Below are 19,007 nucleotides of genomic sequence, written 5' to 3'. Positions count from 1 at the left end.
AAAAAATTTCCGCCCCCCGGTGATCCGTCCGCGGCGTCAACACGTAATTCACGATGGAAAGCGTGCGGAGACTGATGATGCGGCGCCGTCAATGGATGTTGGGAGCGGCAGGGCTGCTTGCCGGCTTTGGCCGGGCCGCGGAAGCCCTGCCGGTGCCGCCCGCGGACCAGCTGGCTTTCGAGATCTGGCGCAAAGGCCGCCAGATCGGCACCCATACCCTCAGCTTCGCGCAGGCCGGTGACGCCCTGGCCATCACCATCGCCGTGCGTATCGCGGTGTATTTCGGGCCAATCCGGCTGTTCCATTACCGCATGGACGGCATCGAGCAATGGCAGGGCGGGCGCATGTTCCATATCGAGACCGCCACCAACAATAACGGCAGGGCCGACCACATGCGCGCCGATCTGTCGCCCGCCGGGCTCATGGTGCAAGGCTCGGGGACCGCGCGCTACATCGCGCCCGCCAACGCGCTGCCCTCCACCCACTGGAACATCGCGGAACTGAACGGCCCGTGGATCAACCCCGATAACGGCAAGCTGCTGCACCCGCATGTGGCCGCCTTGGGCGAGGAAACCGTGCCCGCCGCCAATGGCACGACAGTGGCAGGGCAACATTACCGGCTCTCGGGCGACGCCAAAATCGACCTCTGGTATGGCGCGGGCCAGAGCTGGTGCGCGCTTGGCTTCACCGGCAAGGACGGCTCCAAGATCCATTATCTGCGCCGCGATGTTTAACTCCCCCACGCGCGCCCGGCGGTGCCGCTTCGCGGTCGAGGCGCCTATTCCCTCTCCGACCGCCTCGCCGTCATCCGCCCCATAGGTAAAACCAATGCCCAAACCCGTTGTGTATTACGATGGCGCCTGCCCCGTCTGCGCGCGGGAGATCGGGTTTTACCGCCACCGCCCGGGCGCCGACGCGCTGGCCTGGGAGGATGTCTCCACCGCCGGGCCCCAAGTTGCGCCTGGCCTGACACGCGGCAGCGCGCTCGCCCGGCTGCATGCCCGGCGCGAAGATGGCGCGCTGGTCAGCGGCGCGGCGGCGTTCGCGCTCATCTGGTCCCGCCTGCCGGGCTTTCGCTGGGCGGGGGCGCTGCTCTCCCTGCCCCCTGTTCTGTGGGGCGCGGAGCTTGGCTACCGCGCCTTCCTGCGCCTGCGTCCGCTCTGGCGCCGCGCGGAGACACGCGCATGAGCCGCCCGGAAATCGCCGTGATCGGCGCCGGGGTGGCGGGGCTCACCGCCGCGCGCCGGCTGGCGCAGACCTGCGCCGTCACCGTCTTCGACAAGGCCCGTGGCCCCGGAGGCCGCCTTGCCAACCGCCAGCGTGCGGGATTCGCCTTCGATTTTGGCGCGCAATTCTTCACCGCCCGCGCCCCGCGCTTCATGGCCGAGGTGGGGCGGCTGCGCGCGGCGGGCATCGTGCAGCCCTGGCATTGCCGCTTCGCCGAGATCGAGGACGGACGCACCCAGCACCGCCGCGATTGGGCTGACGAACAGCCACATTACGTCGCCACCGGGCGGATGGCCGCGCTCGCCACCCATTGGGCGGCAGGGCTGGACGTCCGGCAAAACACCCGCATCGCGGCGCTGGAACGGGTTGGTCGGGGCTGGGCGCTGCTTGACGACGCGGGCCGCCGCTTCGGCCCCTTTGCGTTTGTCGTGCTGGCGCTGCCCGCCCCCCAGGCCGCGGCGTTGCTGCCCAGCGACTCACCCCTGCGCACCCGCGCCGCCTCGGCCGACATGCAGGGCTGCTACGCCCTCATGCTGGGCCTGACCGCGCCGCTCGATCCGGGGTTCGACGCCGCGATCATCCGCGGCGAGGTGCTGAGCTGGCTCTCGCTCTGCCAGTCGCGGCCAGGGCATGAGGGCGGCCCCGGCCTCGTCGCGCTCTCGCGCAACGACTGGGCCGAAGCGCATATGGATAGCCCCGCCGAAACCGTGCGCGCCGCCATGCAAGCCGAGCTGGAGACCATTCTCGGCCACGGCCTGGAGCCCGCGCATAGCGATCTGCACCGCTGGCGTTACGCCAATTGCCCACCCGCGCCCGCCGCCCCGCCGCTGGCGGATGGTGGCGAAACCCTGGCCGTGTGCGGCGACTGGACGCATCACGGCCGCGTCGAGGCCGCCTATCTCTCCGGGCTGGAAACCGCAGAGGCGGTGCTGCGCCTCTGCCCCGACCTCACCTCATCGCCGGAAGCTCACCCCGCCGCCGCGCCCTCATAACGCCAGACCATCCGCCCGCTCTCATCGAGCGCGAACAGATGCATCCAGCCATGATCAAACAGGGCGCGGACGCCATCGTGGCGGCGCAGGATCTCCACGATTGCGTCCTGAGGCGCCTCGATGCAGACGCTCAGGCGCAGCGGCTCGTGCATGTAGCGCTCGCCATCATGCACCGACTGCCAAGGCAGCCCCGCCCGCAACAGCCCGCCATTGCCCTCGACCACGCCGATACCACCAGTGACATTGTGCAGCAGCTTGTTGCCGCCGCCAAAGATCGCCGGGGCAACGGTCGCGCCGTAATATTGCAGGCTGATCCAGCTTGCGACCACGACCGGCGCCGTCAGGATGAGTTCCAGCACTCGGAATCCCTCATCCTGCCGCCAGTCATAATCATGCAGAAACGCCCGCCCGGCGAGATTCTTGCCCGCCGTCCGCGCCCGGGGCGCCGCGATGAAGGCCTGACACCCGGCAAGCGCCCATTCCGGGCGCGTCTCGGCCCAGTCCCGGCTGCGCTTGGCAAGCGCGCCGCCGCTCTGCGCCCGGGGCAGGCGCAATGCCCGCTCGCCGCGCGCCAGCTTACCCGCCGCCGCGAGCCAGTCCCGCGCCCGCGCCAAATCCTCAGCATGGGCGGGGGCGGGGTGGTCCTGCGCATACAGCGTCACCGCATCCGTGGTCGTGTCGTGCAGCGCCGCCACGAACAGCGTATCGGCGGGAATTTCGATCCCCATCGGCGCCAGCCCCGCCCGCACCTCCGGATCGTTGAGCAGCGCCGCCAGCAGCCTTGCATTCACCTCGCCCGAGTAGCCGCCGCATGCCCCGCAATGCAGCGCGCTGGCATGCGGGTTGTTGACCACATTCGCCCCATGCCCGACCAGCAGCACGAGCCGCGCGAAGCCCGCTGTCAGTGACATTGCGCGCAGCACGGCCCCGGCAGCGGCGATCCGGGCCTCAAGGCCGAGCGCGGGGGTGAGGCGCGGCGCGGGATCATGCGGTGCTGCGACGCCATGCAGGCTAAGCGCGTCGACCACCAGCTTGGCCGCATAGACCGGACCGGTTGCCTCAACGAAGGCGAAAGACGACACCGCCGCCAGCTTGAACCGCCCCCAGGCGCGCTTCGCCCGCGCCATGAAGCGGGCCGACTGGTCCGCCGCCGCGCTCTCCGGCCCGCCGGCGCAGGATCTCAGCGCCGGATTGAGCAGCACCGGCAGCCGCCGCTCCTCGGCATCCGAGGCGAAACGGCGATGCGATGTACCCAGGCCAAAGAATCCGGCGAAGCCCAGGGTCTGGATGCGCGGCTCCAGACGCTCCAGCGCGCGGCGGAACACCTCGGAGCGCACATCGATGCAAAACGCCGCTTGCAAAACCGGCGGCGCGGCCATTGCCGGAGCCGCATCCTGGGCGAGCGTAGCGGCCAGGGTCCGCTGCGCCGCGCGCTCGGCGGCGTCCTGCAGGATGGCATCGGTCACCAGCTCCGGCGTGGCCGCGATCGGCGCCTCGTGGCCCTTGCAGGCCCGCGCCCAAGCCTGCGCAATCCGCGCCTCATAACGGAGGAACAACGCTTCCTCCCACAGCAGCCGGATCGCCAGCAAATCCGTGATCGTCTCATCGGCTCCGCCACCGAGTTCCGCTTGCCAGAGCTGGTAACGCGCATATTGCGCCCAGCCGCCCAGCGTCATCAGCAGCTGATGGAAATAAGTCTCCAGCGCCGCCACGCTGAGGCCGAGCCGCTCGACGGCCCGCGCGATGGCCTGAGCCGCATCTTCGGGCGCCTCAAAAACATGCCGGGCGAAGCCGCCAAGTCCCGCGATCTCCGGGGTCAGATCATGCATGGCGACCGCGCGCCAGGCAGCGAAGGCGGTCTTGCCGCGCGGCGCCGCCCAGAGCGCCTGCCCCTGGTCGAAATACCCCGCCGCCCAGGCGCCAAACCGCTCGGCGATCAGCCCCGGCCAATCAACGCCCGCGGCCTCGGCGGCGAGATCCGCCACGCAGGGCAGCGCGTGGGGCGGCGGCGCATCGTGCGCGGCGGCGGCTTTCAGGGCGGGTAAATCGACGGGGCGCAGCCCGGCCGGCGCGTTTTCCCAGGCGGCCAGCAGGTCCGCGTCGGATATATCGCCCGAGGCGATCCGCCCCCGATACCAGCCCCTGGGCATGGTGACCGGCGCCCCCGCCACCCGCGCCAGCCGCGCGCCCGCTTCGGCCAAGCATTCCCCGGCCTGCCCGAGGAAGGGATTGACCGCGACGCTGGAGGCCAGGGGCCACATCGGCGGCACGGCGCGGGCGGCGCGGTCCGCCTTGTCCTTCACCATCTGCAGGTGCAGCGGCGAGGCGAAAGAGATTTGCAACATGAGCTTGCTCCAGATGGATCAGGATGCGCGGCGGACGGACCAGCCGCCAGTCAGGCGGTTGAACACGGCATTGGCGTAAAAGCCGTTGGAGAGATGCACCCGCAAACCAGCGGCAGCCGGGTGATAGGCCCAGAGCGGAAACATCGCCTGGACAATGGCGACGAGGCCAAAACTGACCACGGCCAGCCCAATCAGCGCCCATTGCAGCGCCTCAGGCGATGGCGGGGGCGGCAGACACCCGGCGGTGAGCCCCGCCGCCAGCATCTGGAGCGCGAAATAGGCGCTGGAGGTGGCGACGGCATAAACGGCGGTGCGCCGCGTCAGCGCCCTGGGCGCGGCATCGGCGAAGCCTTGCGCCAGCATATAGGCGACGCCGAAGATCAGGATGGCGCCGAGCGCAATCGCCTGCGGGGATTTATGCTGAAAGCCAAACGCGCCGCCGATCGCGAGATAAATCCCCACTGCCACCATAAAAGCCCGGCCAACCGCGCGCGCGCCCGGAATGGCGACCGGCCCTGGCCGGCCGATCGCGGCAACCCGCTCCACCGCGCCGCCGGACGCAAGAAAGGAATGCGCCTTATAGAGCGAGTGGGCGACGATATGCAGCAGCGCCAGCGGAAACAGCGCCAGCCCGCACTCGAAGATCATAAACCCCATCTGCGCCACCGTGGACCAGGCGAGCGACGTCTTCACCGCGGGCTGCGTGAGCATCACCAGGCTGCCGAACAACGCGGTGAAGCCGCCCACCACCACCAGCGCGGCGAGCACGCCCGGCGCCAGCAACATCACATCGGCGAAACGGACCAGCAGAAACCCGCCCGCATTGACGACCCCGGCATGCAGCAGCGCCGATACCGGGGTGGGCGTCTCCATGACTTCTGTCAGCCAGCCATGAGTGGGAAATTGCGCGGATTTCAGCCCCCCGGCAAGCGCGAGACACGCCGCTGCCGCAACCGCCAGCCCCCCGCCAGCGCCACCGCGTGCGGCGGCCAGGATGCTGCCGATATCCGTGGTGCCATAGGCCGCCGCGAGCAGCGCGGCGGCGGCGGCCAGCGCGGCATCGCCCAGGCGCGCGGTGATGAATTTTTTGCGCGCGGCGCGCCTTGCCGCCACGCGTTCGGGATAGAACAGCAGCAGACGATGCAGAAACAGGCTGGTCAAAACCCAGGCGCCGAGCAACTGCACGAGATTACCCGCTGTGACCAGCAACAGCACGGACGCCAAAGTCAGACACAGATACGCCGTGAACGGGCCTTGCCGGGCCTCGCCATCAAGATAGCCGCCCGTATAGCGCACCACCACCCAGCCGATGAACGTGACCAGGAGCAGCATGGCCACACTCACCGCATCCAGCCGCGCCGATAGCGCTGCCCCGCCCATGCCAAGCCACGGGCTCTCCCCCGCCCCGCGCCAGCACAGCGCCAGCAGCGACCCCACCGCCACCAGGAATGAGAGCAGCGCCGCCGCCTCGGCCAATTTCGGCAAATGCCGCGGCCGCGGTCCAACGGCGCGAAACCCCACCATCGCCGCGAGCAGCAACGGCACAGGCGCCAGCAATGGCAGAGAGTCGATCAGCACGGATGGGTCCCCTTCAACGCTTATTCAGTTCAGGGGTCCTCGTACCCAAGCCAGATCATTTATAAAAATTCATTGTTTAGAATATATCGTTCTATTAAACAGAATATGATGCGCGACCTGAACTATAACCATCTGCGCTATTTCTGGGCGGTCGCTCATGAGGGCAGCCTGACCCGCGCGGCCGCGCAGATGCATCTGTCGCAATCGGCGCTGTCGGTGCAGATCCAGAAGCTTGAGCACCAGATAGGCCACAAGCTGTTCGAGCGCCTGGGCAAAAAACTCGTGCTGACCGAGGCCGGGCAGATCGCGCTCGACTACGCCGACACGGTGTTCAAGGCGGGGGACGAGTTGATGAGCACCCTGCGCGGCCAGCCGATCGCCAGCCGGCAGGTTCTCCGAGTCGGCGCGTTGACGACGCTATCACGGAATTTCCAGATCGAGTTTTTGCGCCCGCTGGTGGGGCGCGCGGATGTGGACCTCATCGTCCGCTCCGGCAACATGCGGGATTTGCTGACCCAGTTGGAAGCGCATGCGCTTGATGTCATTCTGGCCAACAGCGCCGCGCCGCGCGACGCGCACTCCCCGCTGCGCAATCATCTGCTCAATGAACAGCCGGTCAGCCTCGTCGGCCACCCGCGGCCCGGCGGACGCAAATTCCGGTTTCCCGACGATCTACACACGGAGCCCGTGCTTCTGCCGAGTCTGGACAGCGAAATTCGCGTCAGCTTCGACCGGCTGCTGGACCTCGCCGGGATCCGGCCCGTAATCCTGGCCGAGGTTGACGACATGGCAATGCTCAGGTTGCTGGCCCGTGAGCGCGACGCCCTGACGCTGGTGCCGCCGATCGTCGTGCGCGACGAATTGGCGGCGGGCGTACTCGTCGAGCATTGTCGGGTGCCGGACCTGACCGAGACATTTTACGCGATCGTGCAGAAGCGGCGGTTTCCCAACCCTCTGCTGGGCCAGTTACTGCTTGAGCAGCCCAACGCCGTGGGCAGCGCACTCATGCGGCGGCCCTGACGCCTCGGTGCCGCCGCAAACGCTCTCCACACCGGCGAATGCCATTTTTCCGCTACAAACTGCGCCTTGTTTCGGCACATTGCCCTGGCAAACACACAACTGTGCCCAGGGTTCGGCAATCGATGCCGGACGGGCGCAGGAGGTGACCATGACGCTTAAATCTCTGGCCGGCGGCGCCGCCGTCGCTCTGCTTCTCATCGGCAGCGCCAACGCCGCCAAGGCCGACGAAGATGGCGGCCTGCGCGTATTTTTCGGGTTTGCCGCTCCCGCCTATTATCAGCCGCCGCCGCCGCCACCGCCGCCTGCGTATTACTACGCGCCACGCCCCGTTTACACCGCCCCGCCCGCCTATTACGGCGCCCCACCTTACGGCTGGCGGCACCATGAGGACGATGACGACGAAGGCGATGACGATTAATGGCGGGCGGGACGCCTCGCTTTAGGGCGTCTCGTCACCCCGCCACCGCGCCACTGGCGCGCGCCAGCCCCGATACATCGCCATCAGGCGCAGGAACACGCACAGCGCCGCGCCCAGCAGCATGGAGGGCGACGGCGCCAGCCCCAGCCCATGCCCGAGCGCCACCACCGCCCCCGCGGCCAGCGCCGCGATGGCATAGAGGTCGGCCCTGAGCACGAAGGGCACGTCCCCAGCGAGCACGTCACGCAGAATGCCGCCGCCAATGCCGGTGATCATGCCCAGGATCGCCGCCATCAGCGGGTTGATGCCATAGGCGATCGCCTTCTGCGTCCCCGTCACCGCGAACAGCGCCAGCCCCACCGCGTCGAACAGCAAAATCGATTGTTTCAGCGTCGCCACGCGCGGATACCACCAGAAGGTGACGAGCCCGCCCGCGATCGAGATCAGAAAATAATGGATCTGCGTGATCGCCGCCGGCGGCACCGCGCCGATCAGCACATCGCGCGTCATGCCCCCCGCCACCGCGACCACAAATGACAGAAACAGCACGCCGAACAGATCGAACCGTTTGCGCATGCCCACAAACGCGCCGCTGAGCGCGAAGGCGAGCGTACCCACCCAGTCCAGTACCGCCATCAACAAAGGCGGCATCGCCCCATGCAGCAGCGCCGCGGGTGAAATTGCGCTCATACCGCCTCCGCCGGGGCGGGTTGCAGCCAGGCGGCGGCGGCGGCCAGCATCGTCTCGATGCCCGTGCGCAGCGTAGGGTCGATCACCGGCGCAAAATTGGGCGCGTGGTTCGCCGGCAGTTCATCCAGCTTCCCCGCCGCCTGCGCCTGGCGGAAAATCTCCGGATCCGTTCCACCAACAAACCAGAACACCGAGGGGACATTCCACGCCGTGCCAAACAGCCCGAAATCCTCGCTCGCACTGGCGGTGCCGATTTCCATCATGCGCTCGCTGCCCAGGCTCTGCTCCAGCGCCTTCACCACCCGCCTTGTCGCGGCCTCGTCATTGCGGGTGAGCGGAAATTCGCTGAGAACCGAAAAGACGGGAGGCTGCGGCGCGCCAGAGGCCGCGGCCTCGGCATCCAGGATGCGTTTTATCGCGCCTAACACGCGCGCACGGACATCCTCCTTGAAGGTGCGCACATTCAAGCGCAGCAGCGCGCGGTCGGGGATGATGTTCTCATTCGTGCCCGCTTGCAGCGTGCCCACCGTCACCACCGCCGAATCCGTCATCGCAACCTCGCGTGACACCACGGTTTGCAGGCGCATCACCGCCGAGGCCGCCATCACCACCGGGTCCACGCTTTTTTGAGGCATCGAACCATGCGCGCCCCGGCCGAACAGCGTCACCTCCCAACTATCGCCCGCCGCGAGCGCCGTGCCGCTCCGCCAGCCTATATCCCCCGCCTTCACCGGCATCACATGCTGGCCCAGGCACACCTCGGGCTTGGGGAAGCGCTTGACCATCCCGTCCTCGATCATCGCCCGCGCGCCCTGGCCGGTCTCCTCGCCGGGCTGGAACACGGCCATCACCGTGCCGCGCCAGGCGCCGCGGTTTTCGGCCAGGATGCGCGTTGCCCCCATCAGCCAGACGACATGCATATCATGCCCGCAGGCATGGGCGATCGAAGTTGCTTGGCCGAAACGGTCGATGCCGGTGCGCGCGCTCGCATAGGCAAGCCCGGTGCTTTCACGAATCGGCAGCGCGTCCATATCGGCGCGCAGTAGCACCACCGGGCCGTCGCCGTTGCGCAGCAGCCCAACCACGCCCGTGCCACCCACGCCTTCCGTCACCTCGTAGCCCTGCGCACGCAGCCAGGCGGCGGCGATGCCGGCCGTCCGCTGCTCCTGCATCGATAATTCCGGGTTCGCATGCAAATCGCGATACGCCGTTTCCAGTTCCGCCAGCAGCGCGGGCGAGGGGGCGGGCAAGCGCTGAAACATAAGCTCTGCGGACATTTCTCTCTCCTATGCCATGGCCGCCACGGCGTCGGCGGGGATCGCCATCGCCTCGCAGCGGAAACGCGGTGCCGCCGCGCCGGTCCAGGCCAGCAGCCCGCTGGCGATGCGCAGCGCATCGTCGCGCGGCAGCGCGTCGGGGTGTTCGAGCAAAGCCAGAAGCTGCAACACGCGGGCATGCTCCTGCGGCAGTTGGAAGGCGCCATCAGCGCAGTTTCTACACATGAACGGTACTCTCCTGATATGGACGCCCCTAGAGATAACCCCGGCCAGAAAAAATTGGCCAGCGCAGCCTGGGCAGGATTGCCCCGCGCGCGGCGCGCCTCCCGTGCTTGCCCCCGCCGGTGAAAGCCGCGTACATGTTTTATTCGATTATGTTAAACACGCGGTTCCCTGTGCCACAAAACGTCTGCCAAACGCCGGCGCGTGACACGGAGCCGCCGCCCCTGGGCCGCGAGGCCGGGGGCGGCATGAACGCCTGAGGGAATGATCATGGACTCATCACTCGCCCCCGCCACATCCGGCAAGCTGAAGCGCGACGTGCATTTTTTCGGCCTGCTCTTCGCCAGCACCACCAGCATCGTCGGTTCGGGCTGGCTGTTCGGCGCCTACCACGCCGCGCGCCTGGCCGGGCCGCTCAGCATCTGGAGCTGGGTGGTTGGCGCCGCCATCATCATGCTGATCGCCCTGTGCTTCGCCGAGCTGGCGGCGCTGTTTCCGCGCAGCGGGGCGCTGGTGCATATGAGCCACGCCAGCCATGGCGAGGGGCTGGGGCGCATCTGGGGGTGGATTTTGTTCCTCGCTTATGTCCCCGTCCCGGCGGTTGAGGGCGAGGCGATCGTCACTTACGCCAATAACTACCTGCCCTATTTCATCCAGCCCGGCGGCAGCGGCCTGCTCACCCTCACGGGCTTCGTGGTCTGCGCGCTGCTGCTCGGCCTGCTCGCCTTGCTCAACCTGCTCGCCGTGCGCCTGCTGCTGCGCATCAACTCCACCGTGACCATCTGGAAGATCGCGGTGCCGCTGCTCACGGTCGTCGTGCTCATCGCCGCCAGCAGCCGCTGGAATGTGACCGCCGCCGCACCGGGCACCTACCAGTTCGACGGCATCTTCACCGCGCTGCCGGTGGCGGGCGTGATCTTCAGCTTCCTCGGCTTCCGCACGGCCATCGATCTTGGCGGCGAAACCGCCAACCCGGGCCGCAACATCCCGCTGGCGGTGATCGGCTCGGTGCTGCTCGCGGCGGTGCTTTATGTGCTGCTGCAGGTCGCCTTCCTGTTCGCGCTCAGCCCGGGCGACCTCGCCAATGGGTGGGATCATCTCAGCTTCAGTGGCCAGGCGGGCCCGTTCGCGGGCATCGCCGCGGCGCTCGGCCTCGGCTGGATGGCGACGCTGCTTTATGTTGACGCCTACATCTCGCCGGGCGGCACCGGGCTAATGTATCTCACCGCGGGCGCGCGCATCCTGTTCGCCCTGGGCGAGACCGACACCGGCCCGAAATGGCTCACCGCGCTCAACAAGGCTCAGGCCCCCTGGCTTGCTGTGGTGGTGATGTGGGCCGTTGGCGTGCTGTTCCTTCTGCCCTTCCCAGCCTGGCAATTGATGGTCGGATATATCACCTCCACCACCGTACTCACCTACGGGCTGGGGCCGATCGTGCTGTTGGTGCTGCGCCGCAGCCAGCCCACGCTGACGCGCCCGTTCCGGCTCAAGGGGGCGGAAATTCTGGCGCCGCTCGCCTTCGTATGCAGTAACTGGATCATCTATTGGACCGGTTTCCGCACCAATTCCGTGCTGTTCCTGGTCATCGCCGGAGGCTTCTCGCTTTATGCCGCGCAGCACCATTTCATCGCCAAAAAAGCCGCGGCGGATTTCGGCTGGCGCTATATTGCTTGGTTGCTGCCCTGGTTCGGCGGCATCTGGCTGATTTCGGCGCTCGGCGGCATTGGCGGCGGCTACGGCCTGCTCGGCTTCTGGCAGGGCGTGGCGCTCACCGCATTATGGAGCCTGCTCGTGATCGTGCTGGCGCTGCGCTCGGCCCTGCCCGCCGCGGAAACGGCGGAGCTGATGATCCGCATGGAGCGGACCATGTGACATCGCGCCACAGACGGCACGAAAGCAGCAAAGAGTGGCCCTCGGCACGCAGAAGCGCCTTTAACCCATTGATTTTGCTGGCGTCCCCGGCGGGAGGGGATTCCCACCGACCGACAACGCCATGAAACCATTGAATTTCAATGGCATCTGATGGTTGACCTGTATGGGCGAACCTGTATGGGCATTGCGGTATGGCACCGACTACAGATCAACGCTGGCTCCTCCTCCGTCACCGGACATGGTGGGCCGTCCTCGACGTCCCCCGAAAGCTCCGCAAGACCATTGGCAAGCCGCGCTTCGCCGCCAGCCTGCAAACCCACGACCTTGCTACAGCCCAGGCACGGCGCTGGTCATACCTCGCCAAGTGGCGCGCCCAAATCGACGGCCAAGAAGCCGGAACCACTGAGGCGCTGGGAATCGTCGAGGAGGGTCTGGCGTGGCGCGATACCCTGCAACGCATTGAACGGAACGACCCGGACATGGTCAGCGCCTTCCGCTCCACCGCTGGTCCGTACCCAAATGAGCCTGAGCGCCCCTATACGCCGCAGGAAGACGCCCTTGAGGTGGCCCGAACGGCGTTGCATGACCGGCTGGAAGCCCTCCACTTCCACCAAGGCCGGACCACGGAGGCCAGCACCTTGGCCGGTCTCGCCCATGGTACGGCAACGCCGCTCACAGCTTTTGTCGAGGAATGGCTGGCCGAAGGCGGCAAGCGTGGGCCGTACCCTACGCGCACCATTCTTATGTACCGGGCCGACGTTCAGCGCCTTACTGACTGGCTGAAGGCCGAGGGCATCCCCCTGCTAGTCGAAAGCGTGACCCGGCAGGTGGCGGGCCGGTGGGTGCTGGCACTGGACAAGGCCGACCAGCGACGGGGGACCACCAACCGCCGCATATCCGCTGTCAGTTCCTACTGGAATTGGCTACGGCGGCGGCGTGGCATCGAACTTGATCCCTGGTCCCGGCAAACCCTGGCCCTGGCGCACCGCAGCACCGGCGAAGATGACCACCATCGCGCCTACACCGATGCCGAGATGCTGTGCCTGCTCTCGGGGGAAGCCGACGCCGAGATGCACGACGCGATGCGGCTCGCGGCCCTCTCGGGAATGCGTCTCAACGAGCTGTACCAGCTCAAGGTGGCCGACTGCCAAGACCAGCGCTTCTTTGTCCGTAAGGGTAAGACCGCCGCCGCGCGTCGCTCCATTCCCATTCATTCCCACTTGGCGGCCATCGTCGCGCGGCGGCTTCAGGGCAAAGCGTCGGATGCCTTTTTGATGCACGAAGCCGAGCGCACCGACCACGGACGGTCTGCGCCGTTCTCCAAACGCTTCCGCCGCTATCGCCTTGCCCTGGATGTCACCGACAAGGCCAATGAGGACGACCGCCAGGACCGCATCAACTTCCACTCTTTCCGCCATTGGTTCATCACCCAGGCCCGCCGCCATACTGACCAAGCGGTGGTGGCCCGCATCGTCGGCCATGCCCAGCAAACCATCACCGATGGCCGGTACAATCATGGCCCCGGCGAGGACATCGAGCGGGCCTGTGTCGAGGCTGTGAAACTGCCCACCGCCTAGAAGCCCTCCAGAACCGCTCACAGACTCGCCCAGCCCAGCCGCTACCCCACACCGCCCAGGCGGCCCACCGACTCCAGCAAGGCTCTGTGAGTCGGGAAACGGCTTCCCGTGCCATCTCCGTCACTGTGGGTGGTGTCTCAGTTCGAATTTTTCGCTTTGGGGGGGAAATCGGAACGGCCGTGACATTTCTTATACTTTATACCGCTGCCGCACGGACACGGAACATTCCGCCCCGGCTTTTTGGCCTTCACAGGAGCGACGACATGCTTCGGCTGGCTGAGCTTCACCCCGCGTGCGGGTTGGGCCATTCGCGCGGCATCCGCGTAAATGTGGGCGTTCTCTTCCGTTCTCTCTGTCGGCACGTGAACCGCGAAAGACTGCGCCTCGTGATAGGTTCCGTCTGCACTAACCTCTGCGACGACGCCGATGACGCTAGAAGCCTTAACGGCCAACGCAACTGCACTAGCCTTGTCATTTACTCTGGTCCAGTCAATCTGGTGGTCGTGTTGTTGAAGCCAAACGAAGAGCGGCTCACTGTCGCCGACCAAAGCAAAGTAGCGAGCGGGATGCTGGTTCAGGGTTTGGCGAAGGTCGGACAGCATCTTGGCCAGATTACTCCGGCCTTCATCTCCAAGGTCACGGATATGGCTATCTGCCGAAAGCCACCCGCGTGCTCTGGTGGCATCGAGCGCCCCAAGCAGCTTCAGCACCTCCTCCGGGAAGTCCTGCGTCGGAAACGGTCTGCTTTCCCAGTCCTCACCCTCGAAGCTCCTGTCGACGATGTCGCTCATGCCGTCCCAGATAAGCATATTCACCTTGCCGCCCTTCAGTTGCTCGGCAATGTCCTGATCGAAACGGTTCTTCTTCAGGTACGCGCCCAGGTGGTCGAACTCGTCGAAGAGATAAGCGCGGCGCATCCCCGCCACGGCCTGCCGCACCTCCATGTAGTGGACGAACTCGCCGGGTGTAGGCAAAAGACGCTTGAGCACGAATAGCTCGTCGATGGACAGCGAGACGAAGGCATGCCTTCCAAGTAACGGAACAACCTGCGGCAGCTCCTTGCAATATGTCGAAAAAGGCGAGAACGACTCGACCGTCAGCCCGATCGGCACCATCACGCGGTAGTCTGAGCGGCGGACGCGGCCGCACTCTTTGTGTTTGCCGTCCACCAAGTGGTAGAGTGGCACTTCATCCGCCGAATTCAGATAATTGAAGAAACGCTCACATTGCTTGTAGGCCTTGAGCACCAAGTCCTGCAGGGATTGGGCGTGGCGGCCGAAATCAAGCGCTGGCGATGCGATGGTCGCAGCCGCACCCGCCTTGGCTTCAACCAGGAACAGCACGTCATCGACCAGAATGAGGGTGTCGTTTTCGGACCACTGCTTGCTGGCGGGGTCTTTATAATAGACCTCCTGAAAAACCGTGGCTCCGGGAAGCTGGGCGGCAAGAATGTCGGCGAAGGCAGCTTCGCCCATCGTCTTCTGCCGACCCTCAAAAATTTTCTTGTAGTCCGGCTTTCGCTGCAGAAGGTTGTAAAGAAGCGCACGATACCCCGCGTCGCGGGTGAAACACGGATCGACGGCGTAGTAGTCTGATCCTAGCTGTATTAGGGGCTTCTTCCGGGCGGGCAGAGTTCGGTAGGGTGTCCCCGAAAAATCGCCCGCTGCGAAGAACTCTGTTTCTTCTCCGCGCCGATACGCCAAGTCCGCCAACAGTGTCGAGGGCAGCTTCGTGTGACGGCTCACATTGGCGATGCCGCCCCGAAACATGTCGTCCATTGCCCGCCCGGCGGCTTTTGATTGCTCCGAATTGGCCGCAACCCATGCCTCCATGACGTCTTCCAGAGGCTTGTCCTGCGCAGTAGCGAAGGCCTGAGCCGCCTCAAGCTGCTTCATCATCTCCGTGATAGCTTCGGCATGCCCAGAACGCGTGGCGTCGGCCATGGCCTGGAAACCTTCCGCCATATCGGAAGAGCCGACGCCGTACACTTCTTTCAAGGCATCATCGTGAGGCATCAAAACGTAGCGGTAGAACTCGCCTTCCAAGACTTGGTAGCGGTTCCCACGTAGCATGACCCAGGTCGATTTCGCGTGCAATTCAATGTCGGCCGTATCGGGGCCAAAGACGCCGTCCTTGGTATTGGCGGACGTGGCCATGGCAAAAAATATGGCCTGCTCTCGCAATTTGCGGCCAAGTTCAAACAGCTCAGCGCATCGGGCTTCGTCGAATGTCACGTCCGCAGGAGCAGCGTCTGACGCAAGCACCGCGTGCACGTACTCCAGCAGGAACTGGTTGTCGTTGATCAAGTCGTCCGGGCCGTCCGCTTCGCTTTGATTGTCGGCGACGCTTTGGTCTGACATCGCTTTTATCATGTGCTGGGCGTAGATATAGCCGAGCAAATCATACGGAGGCATGGCGACGATCAGCTCGCGCATTCGAGCTGCTGTGGCCTCCATGTCTTTCAACAAAGACGCAGAGATTTCCTTTTGCTTTTGCTCATCCATAATTGCATATTCTCATTCTTCTATGGCGACCATGATACGCAACTTGCGTAAATTAGGGAACATTCAGTGAGCTGGTCCCGGATCATTGGGCGCCCGTCGATGCAGCATAGCGAACCCGAATCAGCATCCGCTTCTGAGTAGCCCTGCCGAGGCGATTGTCGTCTGTTTGGGGTCGATCCCAGAAATTCAAACTGAGACACTACTCACTGTGCGGACAATCGCCCCATTGCAGCGGACACGATATGCCATCCGCAAGTCCGCCTCGACCATCCGCGCGGCGGCCTGGGGGACAATAATGGAGTCGTGGACCGGGACAGCGGGAATATCCCGGCCCCAGGCATGGCCCAAGGCGGCGGTGATCGCGTCGGCCTCCAATGCCTGAAGCCGCAACGCCACGACCTCCGGGGCCACGCCAAGCACCGCGTGGGGCTGCTTCAGGAACGGAAAGCGCGCCGCTAGGGCCTCCGTGATGTCCCCCAGGCGCACACTGTTCGGCACGCCCAGCCTGCCTTTCATGCCGTTGGGCCAGCGTGTGGGCAGCTTTCCTGCGCCAAGGGCGGCGACGACCAAGCTCTTCACGATCTCACGTGCATTTGGCAGGCGGTTCCAAGGCGCATCTGGGAAGCTGTAAGGATCATCAAACGTCAGTTCCTTCACCCCGGCACAGGCGGCGAGGATGCTTAATTGGCTGGCTTTCACGTCCACCTCGACCACGGGATGGTCGTCAATCCGTATCTTCAGCCGCGCGGCGGCGCTCATTTGCTGGATAGACATCGTTCCCGCCGTGATCCAACGCCCGCCAAGGCCAAAATCCCCCCGGAAGGCTCGATATAGCGCGGGCGGCGTGCAGCCTTCAAAGCTGTGCTTGGCCAGGACAGCATTGGCGGCCTCGACCTCGTCGACCAGCTTCCGCACCTTGGCGTCCTCCATGTCGAGCGGAATAGTGGCGTTCCCTCGCTTCGCCCGCTCGCCTGGGAGCCTCGAGGCCAATGGGCGCAGGATGACGCTTGCCCGTATCTTGGGCGGCCTGACCGGCCATCGGATATCGAAAGCCGCGCCGACATTATCCTGGGCGATGCCATGGGACGCCGCCAGAGTCTTCAGCGCCTCTGTGGCCCCGAAACGGGCAGCAATGCCCTCCCAGCGCGCCGGGCCATCAAGTTCCGCGCCCCACTCGTAGCGCACGCCGGAATAGCGCCGGATCAGCCCTAGCGCCTCCAGGCCATTTAATGCCGCCTCAGCCTGCCGATAGGCGACTACTTCCCCGACGAAGCTATTCTTGTTCATGGAGCGGTACACCAGCCCCTCGGCCTTCCACGCGACGGTCAGAACACCGCCAAGGACAGCGCCAACCGCCTCTTGGAGCTTGCCCGTCTCACCGGCACCACGGGGCCGCTTGCGCTGCTCCTGAGCCGCAACCTGCGCCGTCACGGCCTCGACCAGCGCCAGGGCTTCCAGCGTCTTAGGAAAATGCAGCAAGGACAGCGGACGGGCCTCATAGGCGTCTGCCAGGGTCAATTCGTACTTCGTATACGCCTCGGTGCCGTCGGGTGTCTCTGAGCCGTCCATCACCATCAATTCCTAATAATCCATACCCTGATAGACAGGCCGCATGATGATTTGAAGAACCGGCTACTGCCTCCCTGGTTATCTTCAAGCCCCATGCGGCCAGCCTTCGCCCCTCCCTCATCGGGGGATGACCAAGGATGAGGACGACTCCAGCGAAGCTCAGGGCACCCCAAGCCCCCGCCGATGCCGTCTCTGTGTTCTGCTTATGCGTCAGCCAGTAGCGCCGCCGCGCGGGCCTCACGGATTGCTGTCAGAGCATCGGCAAGCGTGTTGTGGGTCGCAAGGGAGGACGGGACATGGACTTCTATGTAATTCCAACGCCCGGCGTCGCCCACGATCCAGCGACCATCCTCGGCCATTGCAAGGGACCAGCGGGCCGGAATGAGGTCGTCTTCCTCGGGGAACTGCGGGGCCGTGTCGGGGACACTAAGGTAATCATAGTCATCCTCGAGGCAATAGGTGACGGGAAGGCCCATGCCATTCGCCATTGCCGTGGCCCGACGCAGGACCAGCATGGGCATGGTCACGGTATCAGATGCAGAATTGTGCATTTTGCTTTTCACTTCTCTTGTTACGGCACGCAACATAACGCCTATATCTTGACATCACGTCGCAATTCGACCGCAAGATATAGTGTTGGCTGGTGTCAGGCCCCAACATGTGGGACCACAGCCGCCCCAGCCACGGCGGGCTATCCTTTTGCGTGGCGGTCCAGCGCCCGCTTCACAGTCATTGCCACCCACGCGCCGCCGCGCGCTGTGCGTATCTGACGCTCATTAAGCCGAGCTGCGATTTCCCCGAGGCTGAGGCCCTCCGCCTTCATGCCCGCAATCATCGGCCCCACTCTGGCGGCGAAGTCGTCGGCCCGCTTCACTAGCGCCGCCGTCCCCTGCCTATGATCCACCTTCGGACCTCCACGGAAGCCGCCAAGGACCGTCCCGCGTTCCTTTGCCGCCGCCAGGGCCGCTTTGGTACGGGCTGAGATCATCTCACGCTCGCCCTGGGCAATGACGGCCATCAAGTGGACCGTGAGACGGTTCGCGTTGGGCATATCCACTGCCACGAACTCAACCCCGGCCTTGTCCAGCCCGAGCAAGAAATGGGCGTCTCGGCTGAGGCGATCCAGCTTGGCGATCAGCAGCTTGGCCCCCGTCAGGCGGCAAGCCTCGAAAGCGGCCACCAGCTGGGGCCGGTCATTGTCTTTGCCGCTCTCGACCTCGACAAACTCCTGCAACAGCGCCCACTGACCGCCGTTCAGGTAGCCAGCAATGGCCGCGCGCTGCGCCTCCAAGCCAAGCCCCGACTGGCCTTGCTTCGCCGTCGAGACCCGTAGGTATGAGATGAACTTACCATCCGCCATAACGTCTCACCATTCAGCCATCGTTCGATGTCAGGGTTGTGACACGACCGAATCTGGCTGACTCGAGTCGAAATGGAATCGGTGGGATTCCGGGAACGCATGACTCGGCTCCACTGGCTGGCATGGTCACTGCTACGCGCCCGAGCGCGTCAGCTATCGCCGCCGTCAGCGTCTGCCGCAACAGCGATCACACCCACACCGAATGCGCCGATGCAACACCACGTCAGACACGCAGCCGCCGCGCGCAAACCGGCGAGACGCGGTGAGATTCCGAGCGACGGAAAACGACCCCACCGGGTGTCCGGGAAAAGCATTCCAAAAAACGGGCTTAAGGTTGTTGTTGTAGTTGTCTATTG

General features: G+C 65.3%; 16 protein-coding genes. 7 read left to right on the top strand and 9 right to left on the bottom strand.

Features of this window, described 5'->3' with window-relative positions:
- Positions 1–77 precede the first annotated feature (77 nt).
- The 3 genes from LI953_RS13930 to LI953_RS13920 all read left to right on the top strand — a co-directional run bounded on the left by LI953_RS13930 (position 78) and on the right by LI953_RS13920 (position 2,219).
- Positions 78–734 (top strand): DUF6134 family protein, encoded by a 657-nt coding sequence (locus LI953_RS13930; protein ID WP_227076702.1) that lies wholly within the window; start codon positions 78–80, stop codon positions 732–734.
- 94 nt (positions 735–828) lie between these two features.
- Positions 829–1,188 (top strand): thiol-disulfide oxidoreductase DCC family protein, encoded by a 360-nt coding sequence (locus LI953_RS13925; RefSeq protein ID WP_227076701.1) that lies wholly within the window; start codon positions 829–831, stop codon positions 1,186–1,188.
- Entirely contained in the window at positions 1,185–2,219 is a 1,035-nt protein-coding gene (locus tag LI953_RS13920; protein ID WP_227076700.1) for an NAD(P)/FAD-dependent oxidoreductase, read from the top strand. The genes LI953_RS13925 and LI953_RS13920 overlap by 4 nt, the downstream gene beginning before the upstream one ends.
- Here LI953_RS13920 and LI953_RS13915 read toward each other — a convergent pair.
- Positions 2,195–4,564, bottom strand: a complete 2,370-nt coding sequence (locus tag LI953_RS13915) for a YbcC family protein (RefSeq protein ID WP_227076699.1) — start codon at positions 4,562–4,564, stop codon at positions 2,195–2,197. The two genes, LI953_RS13920 and LI953_RS13915, sit on opposite strands and share 25 nt — an antisense overlap.
- An 18-nt stretch (positions 4,565–4,582) precedes the next feature.
- Entirely contained in the window at positions 4,583–6,142 is a 1,560-nt protein-coding gene (locus LI953_RS13910) for a proton-conducting transporter membrane subunit (protein WP_227076698.1), read from the bottom strand.
- Positions 6,143–6,250: 108 nt separating this feature from the next.
- Here LI953_RS13910 and LI953_RS13905 point away from each other — a divergent pair, with 108 nt between their 5' ends.
- Together LI953_RS13905 and LI953_RS13900 are read left to right on the top strand one after the other, a co-directional pair.
- Positions 6,251–7,162: a LysR family transcriptional regulator gene (locus tag LI953_RS13905; RefSeq protein ID WP_227076697.1), complete on the top strand. Its 912-nt coding sequence runs from the start codon at positions 6,251–6,253 to the stop codon at positions 7,160–7,162.
- 148 nt (positions 7,163–7,310) lie between these two features.
- Complete coding sequence (locus LI953_RS13900) at positions 7,311–7,580, top strand: hypothetical protein (RefSeq protein ID WP_227076696.1); 270 nt, start codon at positions 7,311–7,313, stop codon at positions 7,578–7,580.
- A gap of 21 nt (positions 7,581–7,601) precedes the next feature.
- Here the strand turns inward: LI953_RS13900 and LI953_RS13895 are convergent, their stop codons facing one another.
- Genes LI953_RS13895 through LI953_RS13885 form a run of 3 tightly spaced genes read right to left on the bottom strand, consistent with a single transcriptional unit; the run spans position 7,602 to position 9,772 of the window.
- Positions 7,602–8,270 carry a trimeric intracellular cation channel family protein gene (locus LI953_RS13895; RefSeq protein ID WP_227076695.1) on the bottom strand — a complete coding sequence of 223 codons (669 nt, stop codon included), beginning with the start codon at positions 8,268–8,270 and terminating at the stop codon, positions 7,602–7,604.
- Positions 8,267–9,547 carry an amidohydrolase gene (locus LI953_RS13890; RefSeq protein WP_227076694.1) on the bottom strand — a complete coding sequence of 427 codons (1,281 nt, stop codon included), beginning with the start codon at positions 9,545–9,547 and terminating at the stop codon, positions 8,267–8,269. The genes LI953_RS13895 and LI953_RS13890 overlap by 4 nt, the downstream gene beginning before the upstream one ends.
- A 9-nt stretch (positions 9,548–9,556) precedes the next feature.
- Complete coding sequence (locus tag LI953_RS13885; RefSeq protein ID WP_227076693.1) at positions 9,557–9,772, bottom strand: hypothetical protein; 216 nt, start codon at positions 9,770–9,772, stop codon at positions 9,557–9,559.
- Positions 9,773–10,039: 267 nt separating this feature from the next.
- Between LI953_RS13885 and LI953_RS13880 the strand changes: the two genes are divergently transcribed.
- Positions 10,040–11,641: an APC family permease gene (locus tag LI953_RS13880; protein ID WP_227076692.1), complete on the top strand. Its 1,602-nt coding sequence runs from the start codon at positions 10,040–10,042 to the stop codon at positions 11,639–11,641.
- A 191-nt stretch (positions 11,642–11,832) separates the two neighbouring features.
- A complete protein-coding gene (locus tag LI953_RS13875) occupies positions 11,833–13,218 on the top strand; it encodes a tyrosine-type recombinase/integrase (protein WP_227076691.1) in 1,386 nt (461 codons plus the stop codon).
- Positions 13,219–13,355: 137 nt separating this feature from the next.
- Here LI953_RS13875 and LI953_RS13870 read toward each other — a convergent pair whose 3' ends face one another.
- From LI953_RS13870 to LI953_RS13855, 4 genes are all read right to left on the bottom strand, one after another.
- Positions 13,356–15,722 (bottom strand): YecA family protein, encoded by a 2,367-nt coding sequence (locus LI953_RS13870; RefSeq protein ID WP_227076690.1) that lies wholly within the window; start codon positions 15,720–15,722, stop codon positions 13,356–13,358.
- A 186-nt stretch (positions 15,723–15,908) separates the two neighbouring features.
- Positions 15,909–17,300 carry a hypothetical protein gene (locus tag LI953_RS13865; RefSeq protein ID WP_227076689.1) on the bottom strand — a complete coding sequence of 464 codons (1,392 nt, stop codon included), beginning with the start codon at positions 17,298–17,300 and terminating at the stop codon, positions 15,909–15,911.
- Positions 17,301–17,494: 194 nt separating this feature from the next.
- A complete protein-coding gene (locus LI953_RS13860) occupies positions 17,495–17,878 on the bottom strand; it encodes a hypothetical protein (protein ID WP_227076688.1) in 384 nt (127 codons plus the stop codon).
- 104 nt (positions 17,879–17,982) lie between these two features.
- Positions 17,983–18,651, bottom strand: a complete 669-nt coding sequence (locus LI953_RS13855) for a recombinase family protein (protein ID WP_227076687.1) — start codon at positions 18,649–18,651, stop codon at positions 17,983–17,985.
- Positions 18,652–19,007 lie beyond the last annotated feature (356 nt).

Source organism: Acidocella sp. KAb 2-4, assembly GCF_020567705.1.
Classification (GTDB): Bacteria; Pseudomonadota; Alphaproteobacteria; order Acetobacterales; family Acetobacteraceae; genus Acidocella.
This window is presented reverse-complemented; position numbering and strand designations above follow the sequence as displayed.

Coding starts and splice junctions, on each gene's coding strand:
- LI953_RS13930 (WP_227076702.1), top strand. CDS start 78: ATGCGGCGCCGTCAATGGATGTTGGGAGCGGCAGGGCTGCTTGCCGGC.
- LI953_RS13925 (WP_227076701.1), top strand. CDS start 829: ATGCCCAAACCCGTTGTGTATTACGATGGCGCCTGCCCCGTCTGCGCG.
- LI953_RS13920 (WP_227076700.1), top strand. CDS start 1,185: ATGAGCCGCCCGGAAATCGCCGTGATCGGCGCCGGGGTGGCGGGGCTC.
- LI953_RS13915 (WP_227076699.1), bottom strand. CDS start 4,564: ATGTTGCAAATCTCTTTCGCCTCGCCGCTGCACCTGCAGATGGTGAAG.
- LI953_RS13905 (WP_227076697.1), top strand. CDS start 6,251: ATGCGCGACCTGAACTATAACCATCTGCGCTATTTCTGGGCGGTCGCT.
- LI953_RS13900 (WP_227076696.1), top strand. CDS start 7,311: ATGACGCTTAAATCTCTGGCCGGCGGCGCCGCCGTCGCTCTGCTTCTC.
- LI953_RS13895 (WP_227076695.1), bottom strand. CDS start 8,270: ATGAGCGCAATTTCACCCGCGGCGCTGCTGCATGGGGCGATGCCGCCT.
- LI953_RS13890 (WP_227076694.1), bottom strand. CDS start 9,547: ATGTCCGCAGAGCTTATGTTTCAGCGCTTGCCCGCCCCCTCGCCCGCG.
- LI953_RS13885 (WP_227076693.1), bottom strand. CDS start 9,772: ATGTGTAGAAACTGCGCTGATGGCGCCTTCCAACTGCCGCAGGAGCAT.
- LI953_RS13880 (WP_227076692.1), top strand. CDS start 10,040: ATGGACTCATCACTCGCCCCCGCCACATCCGGCAAGCTGAAGCGCGAC.
- LI953_RS13875 (WP_227076691.1), top strand. CDS start 11,833: ATGGCACCGACTACAGATCAACGCTGGCTCCTCCTCCGTCACCGGACA.
- LI953_RS13870 (WP_227076690.1), bottom strand. CDS start 15,722: ATGGATGAGCAAAAGCAAAAGGAAATCTCTGCGTCTTTGTTGAAAGAC.
- LI953_RS13860 (WP_227076688.1), bottom strand. CDS start 17,878: ATGTTGCGTGCCGTAACAAGAGAAGTGAAAAGCAAAATGCACAATTCT.
- LI953_RS13855 (WP_227076687.1), bottom strand. CDS start 18,651: ATGGCGGATGGTAAGTTCATCTCATACCTACGGGTCTCGACGGCGAAG.